Source organism: Rhodovulum sp. FJ3 (assembly GCF_032918305.1).
Taxonomy (GTDB): Bacteria; Pseudomonadota; Alphaproteobacteria; order Rhodobacterales; family Rhodobacteraceae; genus SAT37.
This window is the reverse complement of sequence record NZ_JAWJUU010000006.1, coordinates 124,967-146,665: the sequence shown is the minus strand read 5'-3', so window position 1 is coordinate 146,665 and position 21,699 is coordinate 124,967. Positions and strand designations below refer to the sequence as shown.

Here is a 21,699-nt window from a genome sequence, read left to right as displayed (position 1 = left end):
GGGTGCCAACTAACTAGCGGGCTGAACCCCGTTTCGCAATTAAACGAAGACCGCAGCGGCAAAAAACAGCGCAGGCAACAGACCCGTCGTCCGGTTCGCCCAGAACAGGCGCAGGCACAGGTCGTTGTCACCGGTGTCCAATCGCCCCAGTTGCCACCGCATATGCGCGCCAAACGCGACGACCCCCGCAAAGGCCAGCGCCAGTTTGACCATGCCCGCACCCGGGATCAACGCGGCGACCACGGCCAGCCCCATCAGAACCACGGCGAGGATCATGAAAAGCTGCAAAATCTGGTGCGTGCGCGCGCCAAACAACAGGGCGGTGGATTTCACCCCGATCAGGGCGTCGTCCTCTTTGTCCTGATGGGCGTAGATCGTGTCGTAAAAGATCGTCCATGCGATGCCCGACAGGTACAAAAACACCGCCGGCGCGCCCAAGGTGCCTGTATGCGCTACCCATGCCAGCAACGCGCCCCAGTTGAACGCCAACCCAAGGAACACCTGCGGCCAATAGGTGAACCGTTTCGCGAACGGATAGACCAGAACCGGCAGGATAGACAAAACCCCCATCAGGATCGCCGCGCCGTTGAACGTCACCAGAACGGCCAGCCCGATCAGCGCCTGCACACCCATCCAGATCGCCGCGCCCTTGACGCTGATCTGGCCCGAGGGGATCGGGCGGGATTTGGTGCGGGCGACCTGCGCGTCAAAGTCGCGGTCGGTAATGTCGTTCCATGTACAACCCGCGCCGCGCATGACCCACGACCCGATGGCGCATCCCGCCATGATCCACAGATCAAACCACCGCCAACCGGTCGATGCGGCGGCCAGCAACACGCCCCACCAGCACGGCAGCAAAAGCAACCACGTCCCAATCGCCCGATCCGCGCGCGACAGCCGCAACAGGGGCCGCGACCAAGGCGGGGCCAGATGGTCCACCCAATTTCCCGCGACTGCGTCGTAAACCTGTCCGTCGGCCTCTGGCGTTTTGCCATTTGCGGTCATATCGTCGCCCCCATGAGCACACGTTCGAATATCAAAGTCAGGCTGTTTGTAGAGCACCCTATTGGTCAGGGGCAAACCGTTCCTTTGTCGCGGGATCAGGCGCATTACCTTTTTGGCGTCATGCGCCTGTCCGAGGGGGCCGATATTCTGGTCTTTGACGGGGATAACGGCGAATGGCGTGCGACCGTGACCGATGCGGGCAAACGCGGCGGCACCCTGACCTGTCAGGAACAGACGCGACCGCTGCGCCTGCCGCCTGATCTGTGGCTGATGTTCGCGCCGATCAAAAAGGCGCGCACGGATTTCATCGTGGAAAAGGCCGCCGAAATGGGCGCGGCGCGGATTTGCCCCGTGCAGACCGATTTCACGAATTCCGAACGTATCCGACGCGATCGTCTACAGGCCCACGCGGTTGAGGCAGCCGAGCAATGCGGCGGCACCTATGTCCCCGAGGTCGCGGATTTGCAGAAACTGAACGACGTTCTGTCGGCGTGGCCCGAGGATCGGCAGTTGCTGTTTTGTGATGAAACCCTGTCGGATGCGCAAACCGTTCTGGGCGCGCATGAACGGGGTGGCAAATGGGCGATCCTGATCGGCCCCGAGGGCGGGTTTTCCGAGGCCGAGCGCGCCCGCATCACCGCCATGCCCAATGCCACCGCGATTAGCCTTGGCCCCCGCATCCTGCGCGCCGATACCGCCGCCGTGGCCGCCATGACCCTGTGGCAGGACCGGTTGGGGGATTGGGGGTGAGCCTGATCCGCCCCGAACTGCGCGCGCGGATCTTCCGCTGGCGCGAGGTGCTGGTGTCGCTGGCTGTAGCGGCGTTCGGCGTTTGGGTGTTCTTTCTGGGCGGCTATTTCTTTGGCGCGCTGGGCCTGTTGATCTGCGGTGTCGCGATTGGCAGTGGCGTGATTGCGGCGCGGCGTCTGCGCTTTGATGCCCAAGGCGATACGCCTGGTCTGATTGAGGTCACAGAGGGCCAGATCACCTATATGTCCGCGACCGGCGGGGGCGTCGCCGCACGCAGTGAAATCACCCAGATCGACCTGTTTTTCACCGTCTCGGGGCGCGCGTGGTGGCGGATTTTCCAGACCCAGTTCCCGCCGATTGCGATCCCCTTGGGCGCACAGGGCAGCGATGATTTGTTCGATGCCTTTGTCGCTTTGCCGGGGGCGCGGCCGAAAATGTTCCTTTCGGTGCTTGACCGCGCGCCTGTGGATGGCCAGATCACGGTTTGGCGACGGGACGCGGCGCTGGCCTTGACTTGAGGCGCGGAGCGTCGCAGGTCTAGCCCAAGTACGAGACACAGATCGGAGCGAAAACGATGTCAATTCCTCAGTCGGGCGGCGGCCCCATCGAGAGCTTTGATCAACTGGCCGAATATCTGGAATCCGGATGCAAACCCACTGAGGATTGGCGCATCGGGACCGAGCACGAAAAATTCGGCTACTGCAAAGATTCCCTAATGCCCCTCCCGTATGAGGGTGAGCGTTCGGTTCTGGCCGTGATGGAAGGTCTGCGTGACCTGCACGGATGGGCCCCAGTCCTTGAGGCGGACAAGCTGATCGGGCTGGAAAAGGACGGCGCGAACGTCAGTCTGGAACCGGGCGGACAGTTGGAACTGTCCGGAGCGCCCCTGCGCACGATCCACGAAACCTGTGATGAGGTGAACACCCACCTGCGCGACGTCAAGGATATCGCGTCTAAGGTCGGCGTCGGGTTCATCGGTCTGGGCGCCGCCCCGCAGTGGAGCCATGAGCAAATGCCGGTTATGCCCAAGGGTCGGTATAAGCTGATGACCGATTACATGGACAGCGTCGGCACCATGGGCAAAACCATGATGTACCGGACCTGTACCGTGCAGGTGAACCTCGATTTCGCGTCCGAAGCAGACATGGTTCAGAAATTCCGCGTGGCATTGGCCCTGCAACCCGTGGCGACCGCGCTGTTCGCGAATTCGCCGTTTCTGGATGGCAAACCCAATGGTATGAAAAGCTGGCGCAGCAACGTCTGGAAACATCTGGATGACGCGCGCACAGGCATGTTGCCGTTCGTGTTCGAGGACGGCATGGGGTTCGAACGCTATGTCGATTACGCCTTGGATGTGCCGATGTATTTCGTCTATCGCGACGGCAAATACATCAACGCGCTGGGCCAGTCGTTCCGCGATTTCCTGAACGGCAAACTGCCCGCTCTGCCGGGTGAGGTGCCGACCCTGTCGGATTGGGCCGATCACCTGACGACGATCTTCCCCGAGGCGCGGATCAAGAAGTTTATGGAAATGCGCGGGGCCGATGGTGGTCCGTGGCGTCGTCTGTGCGCGCTGCCCGCGTTCTGGACCGGTCTGATGTATGATCAAACGTCGCTGGATGCGGCATGGGATCTGGTCAAGGGCTGGGACACCGAAACCCGTCAGGCATGGCGCGACGCCGCGCCGGTCGATGCGCTTCAGGCGTCGGTGGGTGGCACGTCGATGCGCGATCTGGCAGCGCAGGTTCTGGAAATCTCGCGCGAGGGTCTGAAACGCCGCGCCATGCCCGGTGCGGGCGGGATGATCCCGGATGAGCGTCACTTCCTCCATGCGCTGGAGGACAGCGTCGAAAGCGGCAAAACCCCCGCCGATGAGTTGCTAGAGCACTATCACGGCGACTGGAACGGCGACCTCAACCGCATCTACGCCGAGTTTAGCTATTAATCTGCGGCGCGGACCGGAAACCGCCGGTCCAGCCGTTGGTAAATCACGGACACCGTCGCCCCCCACAGGGCGGCGACAGGAACACCAAATCCGGTGTACACAACGATAAAGCTTACCGATCCGGATACGGCATTGCCAAAACCGGCTTCGAAAATCATGAGCTTGATCACGTTGAACGCCAAAGCGAATGGTACGGAAACCACCACGGCAATAACCGCCGCAGGTGACATGTGTTTCAGGGTCGGATAGGCCCGTGCGGCCCAATACCACATGATCGGTCCACCGAAGAGGACATAAGGTATGCCCCCAAAGGCCGGTGCAATGAGCAAAGCGGCGACGGGCAACCCAAGCACGCCGAGAGAAGCTTCGGGTCCGATATAAGTGATCCCCCATGCGACCGCCGTCCAGATCAGCGGCGCGAGGATGAACGCGGGCCAGAATAGGCCGATGCGCAGCTTGTGCTCTGGCTTGGTGGTGTCGGTCATGCGAAAAACTACCCTTGGTTGTTCGCAGGAAAGCATCCATCCAGCCGTTTGTAAACGACCGCAACCGTCGCGCCCCAGAGCGCGGCAAAGGGCGTTCCGACAAACAGGAATAGGGCAATCGCGCCGCCAATGTCCTCGAGCGCAAGGATCAACGCCCCAACCCCGATCACAATCGTCAGGCACAGATTGGTCACCGCACCGGCCTTGGCCAAGGTTCGTTTGTTCGGATAGGTGCGTTTGGCGTGGTGCCAGATGATCGGCGCGCCGAGGATGAGGTAGGGCACGCTGCCCGCAATCATCGTAACGGCGGGCAGAAACCCGATAACGGCCAGTGGCCCGAAATCGTCATGCACCCACAGGCCCACGTAAAAGAGTATCGCGCCGGGCACGCCCCAAACCAGCGGCGCCAGAACAACGGCGGACCACAGGACGCCCTTGCGGACCCTATAGGGATGGGGGATCGGTTCGCTCATGTCTGCCCTATGTTGTGGCATTCATAAAACACCATAGGACGCACCAAGGACAGGAACAATGCCGCGAGATTCTAGCCCTTTTTGCCGATCTTGGTTTCGGTCCCTGCTTTGAGACGGCGGATGTTGGGCCAGTGGCGGATGTAGATCAACAGCATCAGGGCAAAGGACAGGATCAGGTAGGGACCGCTGTTCAGGGTCAGGATCCAGACAGGCAGGCTTGCCACCGACACCAGCGCCGACAGGGACGAATAGCGGGTGATCACCGCCACCGCCAACCACGTCCCACAGGCCGCCAGACCAAGGGGAAAGGACAGCGCCAGAACCGTGCCAAGGAACGTCGCCACGCCCTTGCCGCCGCGAAATTTCAGATAGATCGGGAACACATGCCCCAGAAACGCCGCCAGACCCGCGATTTGAACGGCGTCATCGTTTTGGATGATCAGACGCGCGGCAACAACGGCAATCGCGCCTTTGCCCGCGTCCAAAATCAGGGTCAGAAACGCCGCCAGCTTATTGCCCGTGCGCAACACGTTCGTCGCGCCGATATTGCCTGACCCGATTGCGCGCAGATCGCCCAGCCCGAACAGCCGCGCCATCACGATCCCGAACGGAACCGAGCCTAGCAGATAGGCCAGAACGGCAACGATCGCCAAGGTCGTTTGCGGCGTGATCAGGTCGGGCATCGCATCAGTCCTTTGTGTAGACGCAGTCGCCGCCAACATAGGTCGACAGGACGCGACCTTGCAAACGGGCCCCGTCAAAGGGCGTGTTCTTGGATTTGCTGTGCAGCTTGGTCCGGTCCAGGACGAACGGCGCATCCGCGTCGAACAGAACCAGATCGGCAGGCGCGCCGACGGCCAAACGACCCCCGGGCAGGCCAAAGCGCGCGGCGGGGTTGAACGACATCGCGCGCCACAGATCGGGCAGGGCGATATCGCCCGCGTGCACCAGACGCAGAACCGCAGGCAGGAAGGTTTCCAGACCCACCGCGCCCGATGCGGCCTCTTCAAACGGCAGGCGTTTGGATTCCTCGTCCTGCGGGGTATGCATCGAACAGATGATGTCGATCAGACCGGTTTTGACGGCCTCGACACAGGCGATGCGGTCGTCCTCGCTGCGCAGAGGCGGCTTGACCTTAAAGAAGGTGCGGTAATCGCCCACGTCCAACTCATTCAGGGTCAGGTGGTGGATCGACACACCGGCGGTGACGTCATGGCCGTTGTTTTTGGCACGTTCCAACGCGGGCAGGGCGCGGGCGGTGGTGATCTGATCGGCGTGATAGGCCACGCCCGTCATTTCAACCAGCGCGATGTCACGGTCCAGCGCCATGCGCTCGGCCATCGCCGAGACGGCAGGCAGGCCGCGCAGCGAGGCGAACTTGCCACTGGTCACGGCGGCACCGCGCGACAGGCCGGGGTCCTGCGGGTGGGCAATGATCACCGCGCCAAGGCTGCGGGCATAGGTCATCGCACGCGACAGAACCTTGGTGTCGGTGGTGACGCGGTCGCCATCGGTAAAGGCAACCGCACCGGCGTCCAGCAGGAACCCGATCTCGACCATCTCGCGGCCCTCGCGCCCCTTGGTCAGGGTCGCCATGGGGCGGATGTTGACGGGGCTGGCATCGCGCGCGCGGCGCGTCACGAATTCCAGCGTCTCGGGGGTGTCAATCGCGGGCAGGGTGTCGGGGCGGGTGACAATCGTCGTCACCCCACCGGCGGCGGCGGCAAGGCCCGCGGTGCGAAAGCTCTCTTTGTGACGCTCACCCGGTTCACAGATTTTGACGCCGATATCGACGATCCCGGGGGCAAGGTGTTTGCCACGGCAATCCACGACCTGATCGGCCGTGTCGGGGGTGTCCCCCACGGCGGCGATCACACCGTCCTGCGCGAACAGGTCGCCGGTGGTTTCGGTCCGTGCCTCGGGATCAATCAGACGGGCGTTTTTGAACAGGATGCTCATACCCAAACCCCCTTGTCGCCCGCGTCGCGCAGGTTGCGCGCCAGCAGGTCCATCGCGGCCATACGCACGGCCACACCCATTTCCACCTGTTCCTGAATGACGCTGCGGTTGATGTCATCGGCGATTTCGCCGTCGATCTCGACCCCACGGTTCATCGGCCCCGGATGCATGACAATCGCGTCGTCCTTGGCATAGGCCAGCTTTTCCGCGTCCAAGCCATACCGGTGGTAATATTCGCGTTCCGACGGAATGAATCCGCCGTCCATGCGTTCCCGTTGAAGGCGCAGCATCATCACCACATCGACGTCTTTCAGACCCTCGCGCATGTCGTCGTAGACCTCGACGCCAAAGTGCGAAATCCCCGACGGCATCAGGGTCGGCGGACCCACCAGACGGATGCGGTTTTCCATCTTGTGCAGCAGCAGGATGTTGGAGCGCGCCACGCGGCTGTGGGCGATGTCGCCGCAAATCGCGATGTTCAGGCGGTGCAACCGGCCCTTGGCGCGCCGGATCGTCAGCGCGTCCAGCAAGGCCTGTGTCGGGTGTTCGTGTCGCCCGTCGCCCGCGTTCAGAACCGCGCAGTTCACCTTTTGCGACAACAGGTCCACCGCGCCCGAATGCGGGTGGCGCACGACCAACAGGTCGGGGTGCATCGCGTTCAGCGTCAGCGCGGTGTCGATCAGGGTCTCGCCCTTTTTGATCGAACTGGCCTGCATCGCCATGTTCATCACATCCGCGCCCAACCGTTTGCCCGCCAACTCAAAGCTGGCCTGAGTGCGCGTCGAGTTCTCGAAAAACATGTTGATCTGCGTCATCCCCGCCAAGGCATCGGAATGCTTGGTCGGGCTGCGGTTCAGATCAACATAGGTATCGGCTAGATCAAGAATGGTCCGAATTTCTTCGGGATGCAGGGGCTCAATCCCCAGCAAATGCTTTTGACGAAAGGTCATGCGTCGTTCACCCGCGATTTTCGCCGGTTATAGGGGGGCAGGCCGAACCGGGCAAGGGGAATGGCCGCGCGCGTCGGACCATTCTGGGCATTTACCTTGGCGGCCCCGCGCCCTAGCTTGCGTCTATGGATTCTGCGCTGGATTGGCATACGGCAAGGGCCCTGCTGGAATGGCAGGTGGAACTCGGCGTGACCGAGGCGATTTCTGATGCGCCGATTAACCGGTTTGAGGCCCCCGCGCCCGAACCCGCCAAAATCCCGATGCCCGGTGCTGCCCCGCCCCCGCCCGTCAAACAGCCCGAGGTCGATCCGGTTGAGGTCGCGACCAAGGCGGCGCAGGCGCTCAAAACGCTGGACGATCTGCACAGCGCGCTAGAGGCGTTCGAATTCTGTGACCTGAAAAAGGGCGCGCGACATCTGGTGTTTTCCGACGGTCGCCCCGATGCCCGCGTGATGATCATCGGTGAGGCGCCGGGTCGCGATGAGGACATGCAGGGCAAACCGTTCGTGGGCCGCGCGGGGCAGCTGTTGGACAAGATGTTCGCGGCCATCGGGATGTCGCGCACCGCGCCTGATGCTGAACGCGCGATCTATATAACTAACGTCCTGCCGTGGCGTCCGCCCCAGAACCGCGACCCCAGCCCCGATGAGATCGCCATGATGCTGCCCTTTGTGCGCAAGCATGTGGAACTGGTCGATCCCGATGTTCTGGTCCTGATGGGCAATCACAGCTGTCAGGCAATGCTGGGGCGCAAAGGGATCACCCGCCTGCGCGGCAAATGGGCCGCCGATGGCGCGCGCCCCGTGTTGCCGATGTTCCACCCCGCGTATCTGTTGCGCAACCCCGTCGCGAAACGGGACGCATGGCACGACCTGTTGATGCTACAGGCCAAACTACGAGACACCGCATGAGCCGTATCGACGACACCCGCGAATTCATCTCCGTCCGCATCGCCGTTCTGACCGTGTCCGACACGCGCGGGATGGATGAGGACCGGTCGGGCCAGACCCTTGTCGACCGGATCACCGGCGCGGGACATTTGCTGGCCGCGCGCGAAATCATCCGCGATGAACGCGACCAGATCGCCGCCAAGCTGCGGGAATGGTGCGCGGATCCCGAGATCGACGTGGTGATTTCCACGGGCGGCACGGGCCTGACGGGGCGCGATGTGACGGTTGAGGCGCATCGCGACGTCTATGAAAAGGAAATCGACGCCTTTGGCACCGTGTTCACCATCGTCTCGATGAAGAAAATCGGGACAAGCGCGGTGCAATCGCGCGCCACCGGTGGTGTGGCCAATGGCACCTATCTGTTCGCCCTGCCGGGCAGCACGGGGGCCTGCAAAGACGCGTGGGATGAAATTCTGGCCTATCAGCTGGATTATCGGCACATGCCCTGCAATTTTGTGGAAATTTTTCCACGATTGGATGAGCATAAGCGACGGAAGTAACGTCCCCGCGCGTTAAACCTCAATCTGTGGCAATTGTCGGTTTGCTCTCTAAGTTAGAAAGAGGGCCAAACGCGCCCTGTCTTGTGTGGCAAGGAATTGAATTCATGCGCTTCTTGCGTCGCTCTCTTATTGGTTTGTTTCTGATCGCTGCGACGGTGGGCGTTCTGACGATTGCCGGCACGACGGTTTATAATGCGGTTCAGACCCGTCTGGCGGATGAGGGCCTGTCGCGTCCCGCGCGAGAACGGGTGTTTTCGGTGAACGTCCTGCCCATCACGGTGACCGATATCGCGCCCGAACTGACCGTGTTCGGCGAAATCCGCAGCCGCCGCGTTCTGGACCTGCGGGCAAGCGCGTCTGGTCGTGTGATCGAGCTGTCCGATGATTTCGTTGAGGGCGGTGAGGTCAGCGCGGGCCAGATGCTGGTGCGGATTGATCCCGCCGACGCCGAGGCCGCGCTACAGGTCGCGCAAACCGATCTGGCCGAGGCCGAGGCCGAACAGCGTGACGCCGAACGCGCCCTTGATTTGGCAGAGCAGGATGTCGCCAGCGCCGAGGAACAGGCACGTCTGCGCGAACAGGCCCTGCAACGTCAAATCGACATTCGTGAACGCGGCTATGGGTCGGACGCGGCGGTAGAAGAGGCCGAGCTGACCGCTGCCTCGGCCCGCCAATCGGTGGTGTCGCGCCGTCAGGCCCTTGCCACCGCGACCAGCCGCATCGACACCGCCAAGACCAGCCTCGCCCGCGCCGAAATCGCCGTCCAAGAAGCCACCCGCGATCTGGCCGACACAGAAATCCGCGCCGCATTCACTGGTGCACTGCGCGACGTGTCACTGGTTGAGGGGGGATTGGTGTCGAACAACGAACAAATCGCACAACTGATCGACCCAGACGCGCTTGAGGTCGAGTTCCGCGTCTCGACCGCGCAATACGCGAACCTGCTTGATGATCGCGGCACGTTGATCGACGGGCAGGTGTCGGTGCAACTGGAAACATTCGGGATTGCCCTGTCGACCACGGGCCGCGTGACCCGCGAAAGCGCTTCGGTCGCGGATGGTCAGGTGGGTCGTATCCTCTATGCGCAACTGGACGCCGCGCCCGGGTTCCGTCCCGGTGATTTTGTGACCGTCCGCGTGCAGGAACCCGAACTGGCCGATGTGGCGCGTCTGCCCGCCTCGGCCCTTGGGGGGGACAACACGGTTCTTGTTGTTGCCGATGATGACCGTCTGGAACTTGCGCCGGTCACGTTGCTGCGCCGTCAGGGCAATGATGTCATCATCCGCGTGGGTGACCTGTCGGGACGTTTGGTCGTCGCGGAACGCGCGCCGCAACTGGGCGCGGGGATCAAGATCAATCCTCTGCAACAGGGACAGGAACAGGCCGCCGCGAAACCCGACATGATGGAACTGACCGCCGAACGTCGCGCGGCCCTGATCGCCTTTGTCGAAGGCAGCAGCGCCATGCCACAGGCCGCCAAGGACCGCGTGCTGGCCCAACTCAATCAGGATCGCGTCCCCAGCGACATGGTCGAACGCATCGAAAGCCGCATGGGGGGCTAGGGAATGGTACGCCAACTGCCGGACAGTGCCGGGGGCCTGTTGTCCTATTTCACGCGCCACCGAACGGCGGCGAACCTGTTGCTGGTGGTTCTGATCGTTCTTGGCCTTGCCGCCGCGCCGCGTATGCGGGCCCAGTTCTTTCCCGATGTGGTCGTGGATGACGTCGATGTCGTCGTGACATGGGACGGCGCAGGGGCCGAGGACGTCGATACCGCCATCGTTCAGGTGCTCGAGCCGTCCTTGTTGGCGGTCGAGGGCGTGGAAACCGCCACGTCGCGCTCATCCGAGGGGCGGGCGTTCATCAATCTGGAATTCGAACCCGGCTGGGATATGGCGCGCGCGGCCAATGATGTGCAACAGGCCGTCGACAGTATCACGACCCTACCCGATAGCGCCGATGACCCTGAGGTGACGCGCGGTGCATGGCGCGACCGTGTGACCGATGTGGTGATCACCGGCCCCGTGGGTGTCGATCAGATCGGGCGCTTTGCCGATGAATTCGTGTCCCGCCTGTTTGCGGCGGGGATCACGCGCACGACCATCCGTGGCCTTGCCGCGCCCGAAACGCTGGTCGAGGTGCCGACGATCTCTCTGGTGCAATATGACCTGACGCTGGCCGAGATCGCGTCGGCGATTTCCACACATGCCGACACATCGCCCGCCGGTGATCTGACGGGCAGCAGTTCGCGCATCCGCACCGGCGTCGAAAAACGCAGCGCCCCCGAGATTGAGGCGATTGAGCTGCGCGCGGAACAGGACGGCACGACCCTGACCATTGGGGATGTGGCGCGGGTGACGGTTCTGGGCGCGGATCGCAGCCGCGCCTATTTCGTCGGTGAAAACCCCGCCATGTCCGTGCGGGTGGACCGGTCGGACCGCGGGGATGCCATCGACATTCAGGCCGCTGTCCAAGAGGTCGCGGACGAAATGGAACTGACCCTGCCCCAAGGGGTCAGTATCGACCTGATCCGTACACGGGCCGAGGCCATCACGGGCCGTTTGAACATCCTTTTGGACAACGGGCTACAGGGGCTGGGCCTTGTTCTGGTTCTGTTGTTCTTGTTCCTGAACGCGCGCACGGCGCTGTGGGTGGCGGCCGGTATTCCGGTTGCGATGCTGAGCGCGGTTGCCCTGATGTATGCCGCCGGTTTGACGTTGAACATGATTTCCCTGTTCGCGCTGATCATCACGCTGGGTATTGTAGTGGATGACGCGATTGTGGTGGGCGAACATTCCGATTTCCGCGTGCGCCGCTTGGGCGAGGACCCTGTGACGGCGGCGGAAAATTCCGCCCGACGCATGGCCGCGCCGGTGTTTTCGGCGACGGTGACGACCGTTTTGGCATTCTTTGGTCTGACCGCGATCAGTGGTCGGTTTGGCGATCTGATTTCCGACATCCCGTTCACGGTGATTGTGGTCTTGTTGGCCTCGCTGGTGGAATGTTTCCTGATCCTGCCCAACCACATGTCCCACGCGCTGGCCCATCGGGATAAGGCGCATTGGTATGACGCACCGTCGCGGTTTGTGAACCGTGGCTTTTCGTGGGTGCGTGACACCCTGTTTCGTCCGTTGATCGTGGGCGTGTTGCGCGCGCGGTATTTGGTGATGGCGCTGGCCCTTTTGGCGCTGGCCTCACAGGCGGCGTTGTGGATTCGTGGCGATGTGCAGTGGCGGTTCTTTAACTCACCTGAACAGGGTTCGATTTCCGGCAACTTTGCCATGCTGGAGGGCGCGACGCGGGCGGATTCGTTTGAACAGATGCGCGAGTTGCAGCGCGCGACGAATGCGGTCGCCGAGCGTTACGCCGAAGAGCACGGACGTTCCCCCCTCGACTATGTCATCGCCGAAATCGGCGGGAACACGGGGCGTGGTCTGGCCGGAGCGGATGACAAGGACGCGGATTTGCTGGGCTCGATCGCGATCGAACTGATCGACGCGGATATGCGCCCCTATAGTTCGTTCCAGTTCCTTGCCGATCTGCAAAACGAGGTGCAGCAACATCCGATGGCCGAAACCGTAAGCTTTCGCGGATGGCGCTCGGGTCCGGGTGGGGACGCGCTGGACGTTCAGTTCTATGGCGCGGATGCGACGACCCTCAAGGCCGCAGCAGAAGAGCTGAAGACCCAAGTGGCCGAGTTCCCCGAGGTCTCGGCGGTTGAGGACAGTCTGGCCTATGACAAACAGGAACTGATCCTTGATCTGACGCCGCAGGGCAACGCCCTTGGCTTTACCACGGACGGGTTGGCGCGGGTGTTGCGTAACCGCCTGAATGGGATTGAGGCCGCGACCTATCCCGACGGACGCCGGTCCGCCGAAATCCGCGTTGAACTGCCCGAAGAGGAACTAAGCGCCGATTTCCTTGACCGGATGTTGTTGCGCAGCGATCAAGGCATTTACCTGCCGCTGGCCGATATCGTGACGGTGGGTCAACGCAACGGGTTCAGCACCGTGCGCCGCGAAAACGGTCTGCGCGTCGTGTCGGTGACGGGCGATGTGTCCGAGGACGATCCGGCCCGCGCACAGGCGATCATGACCGCGCTTGAGGACAAAATCCTCCCCGATATCGAGAGCCAATACGGCGTCTCGTGGCGTTTGGCCGGTCTGGCCGAACAAGAGGACGAATTCCTGACGGACGCGTTTATGGGCTTCTCTCTGGCGCTACTCGGGATTTACCTGACGCTGGCGTGGATTTTTGCCAGTTGGACGCGGCCCGTGGTGGTGATGGCGATTATTCCGTTCGGGTTGGTCGGGACGATTTATGGCCATGCCCTGTGGGATGTGCCGTTGTCGATGTTCACGGTGGTGGGTCTGATCGGGATGACGGGGATTATCATCAACGACTCAATCGTTCTGGTCGGCACGGTGGATGATTACGCGCAAACCCGTGGTTTGGGGCCCGCGATTGTCGATGCGGTGGCCGACCGGTTGCGGCCTGTGTTCCTGACCACGGCGACGACGGTTCTGGGCCTTGCGCCGCTGCTCTATGAGACCTCGCAACAGGCGCAGTTCCTGAAACCCACGGTGATCACTCTGGTCTACGGGCTTGGGTTCGGGATGGTGTTGGTTCTGTTGGTGGTGCCCGCGTTGTTGGGCATCCAGCAGGATGCTGGGCGGCACATTGCGTCGGCCAAACGTGCGCTGCGTGGCCCGTCGCGGGTCAAGGTTTGGGTCGGCGGTGCGGCGGTTTTGATGGCGGGATGGTTTGCCCTGACCCTTGGCGGGGTGGCGGTGACCGGCGCGGGGATCGGCCCGTTGGCGGGTCTGTTGCCCACCGGAACGGGTATGGGCGCGGCGTTCGGTCTGTTCTTGGCGGGCTGCGCGGGTGTTGCGGTGGTGGCCTATGGCGCGGCGGCCTTTGGCCTTAGCCGTGGGGCAAAACGCGCCTAACCCGCCGCGGGACAGCCCAGAACATCAATCGCCTGCGCCGAGGACAACAGGGTGATGCGGATGTCGGATCGGTCAAGCGCAAAGGGCGCAGCCGTCGGCGGTACCATATCGACCGTTGCCGTCATCGTAGTGCCGTCGCGTTTGACCATCGCCTCGGACACCCAGATGTCGGGGTCAGGCAATTCCAGCACCGCAATTCCGTCCGTCCCGAAATTCGGTGCGGACATGGTGGCGGTGACGCGCAAACCGTCCGAGATCGGTTCAACCGCGCAGGATAGGTTGCTGAGGCGACCGGCCGTTGCCGACACAGGCATATCGGCCAGTGCGGATTTGATTGCGCCGCTTTGGGTCGGGGCCTGATCCAGATCGCTGTGCACGCTGATCGTGACCGGCAGGCAGATGTCCTGACACACACCCAGCGCCACATCCGCGCCAACCGACATGGGTTTGCTGCGGTCCACGGGGGTGAATTCCACGGGTAGGACCAGTTGGTTTTTATACCCGATCGTGCGCAGGCCGTTTTCCTCAAACACGCTGGGGGTCGGCCAATGGATTTCGGCACCCGCGATATTGTCGGATCCGGTCCAGTCGAACTGGGGCGGGATGCCACTTTCGCCCGGGGCGCGCCAATAGGTTTTCCAACCGGGCGCCAGATCAAAGCGCAGCGCGGCCATCACCGTGCCGTCCTCTGTCGCCCAGCCATTCAACAGATCCAAAGAAATGACGTTGTCTTTTACAGCCTGTGCCGATGCGGGCACAGCAGTCAATCCGGCCCCACACAGGGCCACAGTCGTCATAAAGGCGGTGAATCTGGTCATATAATGAACATAGGCATTCCAAGACCGGCGTTAAATCACTTTTCGGCTAGGCTAGACTTAAGATTTTCGGCGCGGCTCTTGCATCTGAGGCAGAAAGGGACACTTAATTTAGTATGGAACCTGCTGAACCTGAACTGAATCTCAGTGGCAAGTTGCTGATCGCCATGCCGGGCATGGGAGATCCGCGATTTGAGCGCAGTGTCGTTTTCCTGTGTGCGCATTCGTCGGATGGGGCCATGGGCCTGATCGTGAACAAGCCTGCCACACAGTTGAGTTTCGAGGACCTGCTGAAACAACTGAAAATCCCCCAAGGCCGCGCCGGACGGGATATTCGTGTCCATTTCGGCGGGCCGGTCGAAAACGGACGGGGGTTTGTGTTGCACAGTTCGGATTACGCATCCGAAACAGAATCCACCATGGATGTGGATGGCCGGTTTGGCCTGACCGCGACCTTGGACATCCTTGAGGACATGGCGCACGGCGGGGGACCGCATTCGGCCTTGCTGGCGCTGGGCTATTCCGGTTGGGGGCCTGGGCAGTTAGAGGATGAGATCAGCGACAACGGATGGCTCACGGCTGAGGCCAGTCCGGAAACCGTTTTTGCCCGCGACAATGACGCGAAATGGGAAATGGCCCTGCATAGTCTGGGGATCGAACCCAGCCTGTTGTCAGGCAGTGCTGGTCACGCCTGATCGCGCGGCGCGGCGGCGCGGCGCAGACGGTCGTTGATCGCCAGACCCAGACCGGTGTCCGGCACGGGGGCAAAGGCGATCCGACGCGTACCATTTGCAATTTCATCCGCACGGCGCAGCATTTGAAACAGGTTCGCCGCCGCCTCGGTCAGATCACCGGTGGGCGACAGGTTCAATTCCGCGTCCGTGCAATCCGGCCCGAACCCGACCCAGACCTGATCCGGCGCAGGCGTGGTGATGTTCAGGGACACGGCGGCATCGGGGGCGTAATGGCTGCTCAGCTGCCCTGGTGCGGAAATCGGATCGGCATCGCCGCGTGCCTCGGGCGTATAGCCGATGACGTCCGCGATATCCTCAACCGACACACCACCGGGACGCAACAGGGTCGCGCGCCCGTCCACGCATCCGACAATCGTGCTCTCGACCCCGACGGTGCAGGCACCGCCGTCGATCACCGCCTCAATCAACCCATCCAGACCCTGTTGGACGTGCTTGGCCATGGTCGGGCTGATCTTGCCCGACGGGTTGGCCGACGGGGCGGCGACGGGACCGCCAAAGGCCGTCAGAACCGCGCGGGCCAAGGGGTGGTTCGGAACGCGCAGGCCAATCGTCGGATTGCCCGCCGTCACAAGGGGCGAAATCCCCGCCGTTTCGCGCAGGGGCACCACCAATGTCAGGGGGCCGGGCCAGAACGCATCGGCCAGCTTGCGCGCGGTGGCGTCAAACATCCCGATCTGTTCCGCCTGATCCACGCCCGCCAGATGCACGATCAACGGGTTGAACTGTGGCCGACCCTTGGCCGCGAAAATGCGCGCACAGGCGCGATCCACCCGCGCATCCGCCCCAAGGCCGTAAACCGTTTCCGTCGGTAGCGCCAACAAACCACCCGACGCCAAAACATCCGCCGCGGCGGCAATGCCGTCTGCGGTGTCGGTCAGATATCGGGTGTGGATCGGGTCGCTCATGTGACGCTGCGTTTGGCTTGATAGGGTGTTGCCAGAAGGTAGGCTTGCCCGCAATTAGGCCCCCGAATACATCTGCGCTTGTCTTGAGACAAGGCATCATCAAGGGAGAGGATCATGCCGTACAGCGCGCCGGTTAAAGACTATCAGTTCATTTTCGATCACATCGTGGATTTCGGCACGGTTCAGGCAACCGACCGTTTCGCCGAGGCGACCCCCGATCTGGTTGAGGCGATCCTGACCGAGGCGGGCAAGCTGAGCGAAGAGGTCATGGCCCCGCTTCAGCGCGCGGGCGATCTGGGTCCGGCGGTTCTGGAGAACGGCAAGGTGCGCACGTCCCCCGGTTTTGCCGAAGGATACCAACAGATCGCCGAGGGCGGTTGGGTCGGAATCGCGGCAAGCCCCGAGCACGGCGGCATGGGCCTGCCGATGACGGTGACGCATGCGGTGAATGAAATGATGGGCTCGGCCTGTTTGTCGCTGCAACTGAACCCGCTGATGACACAGGGCCAGATTGAGGCGCTGGAACATCACGCCAGCGACGAGATCAAGGAACTGTACCTGCCCAAGCTGATTTCGGGCGAATGGTGCGGCACGATGAACCTGACCGAGGCGGGGGCGGGCTCGGACGTGGGTGCGCTGACGACCAAGGCAGAACCCAACGGCGATGGCACTTATGCGATTACGGGCCAAAAGATTTACATCACGTGGGGCGACAACGATTTCTCGGGCAATGTGTGCCATCTGGTCCTTGCCCGTCTGCCCGACGCGCCCAAAGGCACCAAAGGCATCAGCCTGTTTATGGTGCCCAAACTGATCCCGAACGAGAACGGTGAACCCGGCGTGGCCAACACGCTGAAGGTGGTCAGCCTTGAGCACAAGCTGGGCCTGCACGGATCGCCGACCGCGGTGATGCAATATGACGGCGCCAAGGGTTGGATCATCGGCGAGCCGAACAAAGGCATGGCCGCTATGTTCACCATGATGAACAACGCGCGCCTGGGCGTTGGCGGTCAGGGCATCGCGGTGGCCGAGGGCGCGTATCAACAGGCGCTGGCCTATGCGTTGGACCGGACCCAAGGGCGCAGCCCCGTTGAGGGCGGCACCGGCACCATTCTGGACCACGCCGATGTGCGCCGGATGCTGATGACGATGAAGGCCGAGACCTTTGCGGCGCGTTCTATCGCGTTGGCCAACGCGGTCGCGATCGACATGGGCAATGCGACGGGTGACGCGGAATGGCAGGCGCGTGCGGCCCTGCTGACCCCGATCACCAAGGCCTATGGCACGGACACGGGGATCGAGGTCGCCAATCTGGGCGTTCAGGTGCACGGCGGCATGGGGTTCATTGAGGAAACCGGCGCGGCCCAATATGCCCGCGACGTTCGTGTGACCGCGATTTATGAGGGCACGAACGGCATTCAGGCGATGGACCTTGTCGCGCGCAAGATGATGGACGGGGGCGAAGCCGCCTATCGTCTGTTGGAAGAGGTCGAAAAATGCGCCGAGACCGCGCGCTGTAAACTGCCGGAACTGGCCGAGGACGTTTGGGCGGCGGCCGAAACCCTGCGTGAGGCGACCGAGCGTCTGGTCGGTCAAGAGATGAACGACCGGTTTGCCGGTGCGGTGCCGTTCCTGCGCGCCTTTGCCCGTGTGCTGGGCGGCTATTACCACCTGCGCGCCGCGATGGCCGAGGGGGGCGAGGGTCCGCGCACCGCGACGGCGACGTTCTTTATCAAACGTCTGTTGCCCGAGCACGCCGCGTTGCTGGCCCATGCGGGACAGGGGGCCGAGAACCTCTATGCCCTCGGGGTTGACGATCTGGCCGCGTCCTGATGGACGGCGGGGCCAGCCCGATCACCTATCCATGGGACAGCCCGCCGGAAAACGGGACGGCGGTTGAAATTGCGGCGGGGGTTCTGTGGATCCGCCTGCCGCTGCCCTTGGCGCTGGACCATGTGAATGTCTATGCGCTGGACGATGGGGACGGGTGGACGGTCATTGATACCGGCGTCGGGTCCAAGCACTCACAGGACATGTGGCGCGCCCTGATCGACGGGCCGCTGGGTGGGCGTCCGATCCGGCGCATTGTCGTCACGCACCATCATCCCGATCACGTCGGCAACGCCGGTTGGTTGATGGAGCAGACAGGGGCCGAGTTGTTGATGCCGCGCACCGCGTGGTTGTTGGCGCGGATGTTGTATCTAGACGAACAGGCGCGCCCGACGCCCGAGATGATCCGGTTCTGGCGCGACGCGGGTCTGCGCCCCGACCAGATGGAGCAGCGCCTGAAAGAGCGTCCTTTCAACTTTGCCGATGTGATCACCGCGCTGCCCCTCGGGTTCACGCGTCTGCAAGAGGATCAGGTCCTGACCATGGGCGGGCGGCGTTGGCAGGTGCGGATGGGCGACGGGCACGCGCCCGAACACGCCACGTTCTGGTCGCTGGATGACCACCTGATCCTTGGCGGGGATCAGCTCTTGCCGTCGATTTCACCGAATTTGGGGGTCTATCCGACCGAACCCGACGCCGATCCGGTGGGTGAATGGATGGCGTCCTGTCTGCGGTTCCAGCCCTTCGCGCGTGAGGATCATCTGGTTCTGCCGGGGCATAAGTTGCCCTATCAGGGGCTGCCGGCGCGCCTGACGCAAATGATCGACAGTCACCACCATGCGCTAGACCGGTTGCTCAGCGCGCTCGACACACCGCGCGCGGCAGTGGAATGCTTTGTACCCCTGTTCAAACGCGACATCACGGGGGCGTCTTTCGGGCTCGCCTTGGCTGAGGCGGTTGCACATGTGAACCATTTGTTCCAGTCAGGTCAGGCAACCCGCAGCCGTCGCGACGATGGCGCGTGGGTCTATTGCCGAAAGGACCCGACATGAGTACCCGCAAACCGTTCGATTGTCCCCCTGCCCGCGCGGTCCATTCCGACCCCGATGCGCCCAAGTCGCCCGAGCAAAAGCCGATCCCTGACGCGATGGCCGCCGTGCCCGTCGACAAGAAAAGCCCCGCCCAATGGGCCTATGAGCGGCTGGTCCTTTACATCAAGAATTTCGAGGACCAGTTGGACCCTGAGCATGAGGTCGCGATGGGGTTTGCCGGAGGGGACGCCGGTGTTCTGCGAATCGAGGGCGTCGGGTTCTTTGCGCCGGATATCCTGACGTTTTACGGCACGGATGGATCGGGCGGACGCACCCAGTTGATTCAGCACGTCAGCCAGTTGAACGTCATGCTGCGCGCCCTGCCCAAGGCGGTTGAGGCCCCCAAGGCGCGGCGGATCGGCTTTCAACTGGTGCAGGATCTGGAAAACACCGACCAAGAGACAACGGACGCGACAAACTGAGGTCGTGACAGCCCCGTGAAAATCCGCTATCCGATGCGGCGAAGTTTAGGGAAGGGAGCACCCCAATGGCTGAACACAAAATGGGTTCGATGGATATCAGCGAACAGGAAAAGACCTTTGACGGGTTCATCAAGTTCGCAACATGGGTCGCAGGCATTGCTATCGGCGTTGTGATTTTCATTGGCCTCGTAAACGGCTGATAAGGAAAAGGCGGGCGATGGGCCTGCCTTTTTTGTTTGGGGACTGAGAGCACGACATGATGCGCCGTTTGGTATTGGCGATCGCCCTGCCTGCCGTTTTGGCAGCCTGTGGCGCCGAAGAGGTCTGGGCACCGGACGAGGCCGTTCGCGCCGCCGCCTATCGCAGTGACCAGAGCCCCTCGATCACCCTGATCACGGCGGTAAACAACCGCTCGAACGAGGGGGCGCATAGCGCCATCCTGATCAACGGCAGCCAGCGCGTGTTGTACGATCCCGCCGGATCGTGGTGGCACAAAACCGTGCCCGAGCGGAGCGATGTCCTTTATGGGATGACGCCGCTGATGCTGGAATTCTTTGTCGATTACCACGCGCGCGAAACCTATCGCGTTGAGGTGCACGAGATCAAAGTGACCGCCGAACAGGCCGAGGCCGCCCTGCGCGCCGCCGAGGCCCAAGGCGCCGCACCCAAGGCGTTTTGCGCCAACCACACCGGTCAGGTTCTGCGCCAAGTGCCCGGATTTGAGAAAATCGGTGGCGGGTTCTTTCCCGGACGTCTGAAAAAGTCGTTTGCGAAACTGCCGGGTGTGGTCGAAACGATCTATTACGACGATGATTTCGACGACAATCGCGGCGTTCTCGCGGCCCAAGACGCCGCCAAAATCTGATCAGTCGAACGTTCCCGAAACACGCCCCAGCAACATGAACGCCCGCGCTGTGCGGGTGTCGGACAGTTTGCTCAGGTCCTCATCCGTGGCGGTTTCGGCAAAGGCGCTTAGGCTGCGGTCGAACTGGCGCAGGAAATGGTGCGCGGCGTCGCGAAACACCGGATCCTGACGCATCCGTCCGGCGGTCAGGGCAAGGCACGACCGATCCCGAACACCACCCAGCGCCGAAATCGTGGGACCCCGTTCACCGGCGGCGAATTTGCGCCAGATTTCGGTGCGGGCACGGTCGGGCGACAGATCATCCATATAGATGCCGTCTTGGCTGAGCAGGGTCAGAACGTCTTGGGACGCGCGGATCAGCTTGGCCGAACTGCGGTGTTGCAGCGCCAGACGCAGGGCGCGGAACCCGTCGCGATCCTCGGGCGTTTCGGGAAAGTTCAGCGCGCGGATGAAATCGGCTGTCGCCAAAGGCGGTTCCAGATCCTCGGCTGGTGTCCCAAGGGCCAGAGCGGGCTGATCATCGCCCCCTTGCGCTGCGGCAGGCGCGGGTAGGGCCGTCGGCGCGGCCTCGGACGCGGCGGTGCGGGTCGTGGCAAAGGTCGCAATGGCGTGTTCGGCCTGTTTTTGGGACGCGGCGATCTGGTCCAGCTTGCGCTCCATCGCGGGGCGCACGGTCAGGCCGTGGTTCTGTTGCTGTTCGATATAACTGTGGCGCATCGCATCGATGGCCGATTGCAGGCGCGTGGATTCCTCACGCATGATGCGCGCACTTTTGGCCGCAGACGCCCCGACCCAGAACAGGGCCACCGGCATCGCTACCGCCAAAAAGGTCATCAGGAAGGTCAGCGGATCGAAATCCACGCCCTCACCATCGCCACCTGCGAAATAGAAAAACGCCCCCGTAGCCGCCAGCCAAACGAGGCTGAGCGCGAGGGCGACAATATCGGCGGGTTCCAAACCGGACGCGCGATTGTCCTGTGCGTAAACGCCCAGCTCGATCGCGTCCGATTTTTTCTGTTCGCTCATGACGGACCGTTCCCCGGTCGTACC

General features: G+C 62.5%; 22 protein-coding genes. 13 read left to right on the top strand and 9 right to left on the bottom strand.

The window, feature by feature from the left end; translation table 11 throughout:
* Positions 1 to 39: 39 nt before the first annotated feature.
* Positions 40 to 1,005 (bottom strand): 4-hydroxybenzoate octaprenyltransferase, encoded by a 966-nt coding sequence (gene ubiA, locus R1W00_RS15685; RefSeq protein WP_317263708.1) that lies wholly within the window; start codon positions 1,003 to 1,005, stop codon positions 40 to 42.
* Positions 1,006 to 1,017: 12 nt separating this feature from the next.
* Here ubiA and R1W00_RS15680 point away from each other — a divergent pair, with 12 nt between their 5' ends.
* From R1W00_RS15680 to R1W00_RS15670, 3 genes are read left to right on the top strand one after another with little or no spacing between them, the layout of a single operon-like run.
* Entirely contained in the window at positions 1,018 to 1,755 is a 738-nt protein-coding gene (locus R1W00_RS15680) for a 16S rRNA (uracil(1498)-N(3))-methyltransferase (protein WP_317263707.1), read from the top strand.
* Positions 1,752 to 2,273: a hypothetical protein gene (locus tag R1W00_RS15675; RefSeq protein WP_317263706.1), complete on the top strand. Its 522-nt coding sequence runs from the start codon at positions 1,752 to 1,754 to the stop codon at positions 2,271 to 2,273. Before R1W00_RS15680 ends, R1W00_RS15675 begins: the two co-directional genes overlap by 4 nt.
* Positions 2,274 to 2,329: 56 nt before the next feature.
* Complete coding sequence (locus tag R1W00_RS15670; RefSeq protein ID WP_317263705.1) at positions 2,330 to 3,700, top strand: glutamate--cysteine ligase; 1,371 nt, start codon at positions 2,330 to 2,332, stop codon at positions 3,698 to 3,700.
* Here the strand turns inward: R1W00_RS15670 and R1W00_RS15665 are convergent.
* The 5 genes from R1W00_RS15665 to R1W00_RS15645 form a co-directional block, all read right to left on the bottom strand.
* Positions 3,697 to 4,185, bottom strand: a complete 489-nt coding sequence (locus R1W00_RS15665; protein WP_317263704.1) for a hypothetical protein — start codon at positions 4,183 to 4,185, stop codon at positions 3,697 to 3,699. The genes R1W00_RS15670 and R1W00_RS15665 overlap by 4 nt on opposite strands.
* Before the next feature lie 8 nt (positions 4,186 to 4,193).
* Positions 4,194 to 4,658 carry a hypothetical protein gene (locus tag R1W00_RS15660; RefSeq protein WP_317263703.1) on the bottom strand — a complete coding sequence of 155 codons (465 nt, stop codon included), beginning with the start codon at positions 4,656 to 4,658 and terminating at the stop codon, positions 4,194 to 4,196.
* A 71-nt stretch (positions 4,659 to 4,729) separates the two neighbouring features.
* Positions 4,730 to 5,341, bottom strand: a complete 612-nt coding sequence (plsY, locus tag R1W00_RS15655; RefSeq protein WP_317263702.1) for a glycerol-3-phosphate 1-O-acyltransferase PlsY — start codon at positions 5,339 to 5,341, stop codon at positions 4,730 to 4,732.
* A gap of 4 nt (positions 5,342 to 5,345) precedes the next feature.
* A complete protein-coding gene (pyrC, locus tag R1W00_RS15650; protein ID WP_317263701.1) occupies positions 5,346 to 6,617 on the bottom strand; it encodes a dihydroorotase in 1,272 nt (423 codons plus the stop codon).
* Complete coding sequence (locus tag R1W00_RS15645) at positions 6,614 to 7,567, bottom strand: aspartate carbamoyltransferase catalytic subunit (protein ID WP_317263700.1); 954 nt, start codon at positions 7,565 to 7,567, stop codon at positions 6,614 to 6,616. Before R1W00_RS15645 ends, pyrC begins: the two co-directional genes overlap by 4 nt.
* A 125-nt stretch (positions 7,568 to 7,692) precedes the next feature.
* Here R1W00_RS15645 and R1W00_RS15640 point away from each other — a divergent pair, with 125 nt between their 5' ends.
* The 4 genes from R1W00_RS15640 to R1W00_RS15625 all read left to right on the top strand — a co-directional run bounded on the left by R1W00_RS15640 (position 7,693) and on the right by R1W00_RS15625 (position 13,966).
* Entirely contained in the window at positions 7,693 to 8,478 is a 786-nt protein-coding gene (locus tag R1W00_RS15640) for a uracil-DNA glycosylase (protein ID WP_317263699.1), read from the top strand.
* Positions 8,475 to 9,017: a molybdenum cofactor biosynthesis protein B gene (gene moaB, locus R1W00_RS15635; protein WP_317263698.1), complete on the top strand. Its 543-nt coding sequence runs from the start codon at positions 8,475 to 8,477 to the stop codon at positions 9,015 to 9,017. Before R1W00_RS15640 ends, moaB begins: the two co-directional genes overlap by 4 nt.
* Before the next feature lie 104 nt (positions 9,018 to 9,121).
* A complete protein-coding gene (locus R1W00_RS15630) occupies positions 9,122 to 10,579 on the top strand; it encodes an efflux RND transporter periplasmic adaptor subunit (RefSeq protein ID WP_317263697.1) in 1,458 nt (485 codons plus the stop codon).
* 3 nt (positions 10,580 to 10,582) lie between these two features.
* Entirely contained in the window at positions 10,583 to 13,966 is a 3,384-nt protein-coding gene (locus R1W00_RS15625; RefSeq protein ID WP_317263696.1) for an efflux RND transporter permease subunit, read from the top strand.
* Here R1W00_RS15625 and R1W00_RS15620 read toward each other — a convergent pair.
* Positions 13,963 to 14,784: a protein-disulfide reductase DsbD domain-containing protein gene (locus R1W00_RS15620; protein ID WP_317263695.1), complete on the bottom strand. Its 822-nt coding sequence runs from the start codon at positions 14,782 to 14,784 to the stop codon at positions 13,963 to 13,965. The genes R1W00_RS15625 and R1W00_RS15620 overlap by 4 nt on opposite strands.
* A gap of 134 nt (positions 14,785 to 14,918) precedes the next feature.
* Here R1W00_RS15620 and R1W00_RS15615 point away from each other — a divergent pair, with 134 nt between their 5' ends.
* Positions 14,919 to 15,476, top strand: a complete 558-nt coding sequence (locus R1W00_RS15615) for a YqgE/AlgH family protein (protein WP_317263729.1) — start codon at positions 14,919 to 14,921, stop codon at positions 15,474 to 15,476.
* On the opposite strand, the gene R1W00_RS15610 is transcribed toward R1W00_RS15615, so the two are convergent.
* Positions 15,467 to 16,441, bottom strand: coding sequence for an L-threonylcarbamoyladenylate synthase (locus R1W00_RS15610; RefSeq protein ID WP_317263694.1), 975 nt, complete (start codon positions 16,439 to 16,441; stop codon positions 15,467 to 15,469). The two genes, R1W00_RS15615 and R1W00_RS15610, sit on opposite strands and share 10 nt — an antisense overlap.
* Positions 16,442 to 16,555: 114 nt before the next feature.
* Here R1W00_RS15610 and R1W00_RS15605 point away from each other — a divergent pair, with 114 nt between their 5' ends.
* The 5 genes from R1W00_RS15605 to R1W00_RS15585 all read left to right on the top strand — a co-directional run bounded on the left by R1W00_RS15605 (position 16,556) and on the right by R1W00_RS15585 (position 20,649).
* Positions 16,556 to 18,274, top strand: coding sequence for an acyl-CoA dehydrogenase (locus R1W00_RS15605; RefSeq protein ID WP_317263693.1), 1,719 nt, complete (start codon positions 16,556 to 16,558; stop codon positions 18,272 to 18,274).
* Positions 18,274 to 19,323 (top strand): MBL fold metallo-hydrolase, encoded by a 1,050-nt coding sequence (locus tag R1W00_RS15600; RefSeq protein ID WP_317263692.1) that lies wholly within the window; start codon positions 18,274 to 18,276, stop codon positions 19,321 to 19,323. Before R1W00_RS15605 ends, R1W00_RS15600 begins: the two co-directional genes overlap by 1 nt.
* Positions 19,320 to 19,784 carry a DUF6173 family protein gene (locus R1W00_RS15595; RefSeq protein ID WP_317263691.1) on the top strand — a complete coding sequence of 155 codons (465 nt, stop codon included), beginning with the start codon at positions 19,320 to 19,322 and terminating at the stop codon, positions 19,782 to 19,784. The genes R1W00_RS15600 and R1W00_RS15595 overlap by 4 nt, the downstream gene beginning before the upstream one ends.
* A gap of 65 nt (positions 19,785 to 19,849) precedes the next feature.
* Positions 19,850 to 19,984, top strand: a complete 135-nt coding sequence (locus R1W00_RS15590) for an aa3-type cytochrome c oxidase subunit IV (RefSeq protein WP_317263690.1) — start codon at positions 19,850 to 19,852, stop codon at positions 19,982 to 19,984.
* 56 nt (positions 19,985 to 20,040) lie between these two features.
* Positions 20,041 to 20,649 (top strand): hypothetical protein, encoded by a 609-nt coding sequence (locus R1W00_RS15585; RefSeq protein ID WP_317263689.1) that lies wholly within the window; start codon positions 20,041 to 20,043, stop codon positions 20,647 to 20,649.
* Here R1W00_RS15585 and R1W00_RS15580 read toward each other — a convergent pair whose 3' ends face one another.
* Positions 20,650 to 21,675: a hypothetical protein gene (locus R1W00_RS15580; RefSeq protein ID WP_317263688.1), complete on the bottom strand. Its 1,026-nt coding sequence runs from the start codon at positions 21,673 to 21,675 to the stop codon at positions 20,650 to 20,652. It lies immediately after the preceding gene.
* Positions 21,676 to 21,699: the final 24 nt, after the last annotated feature.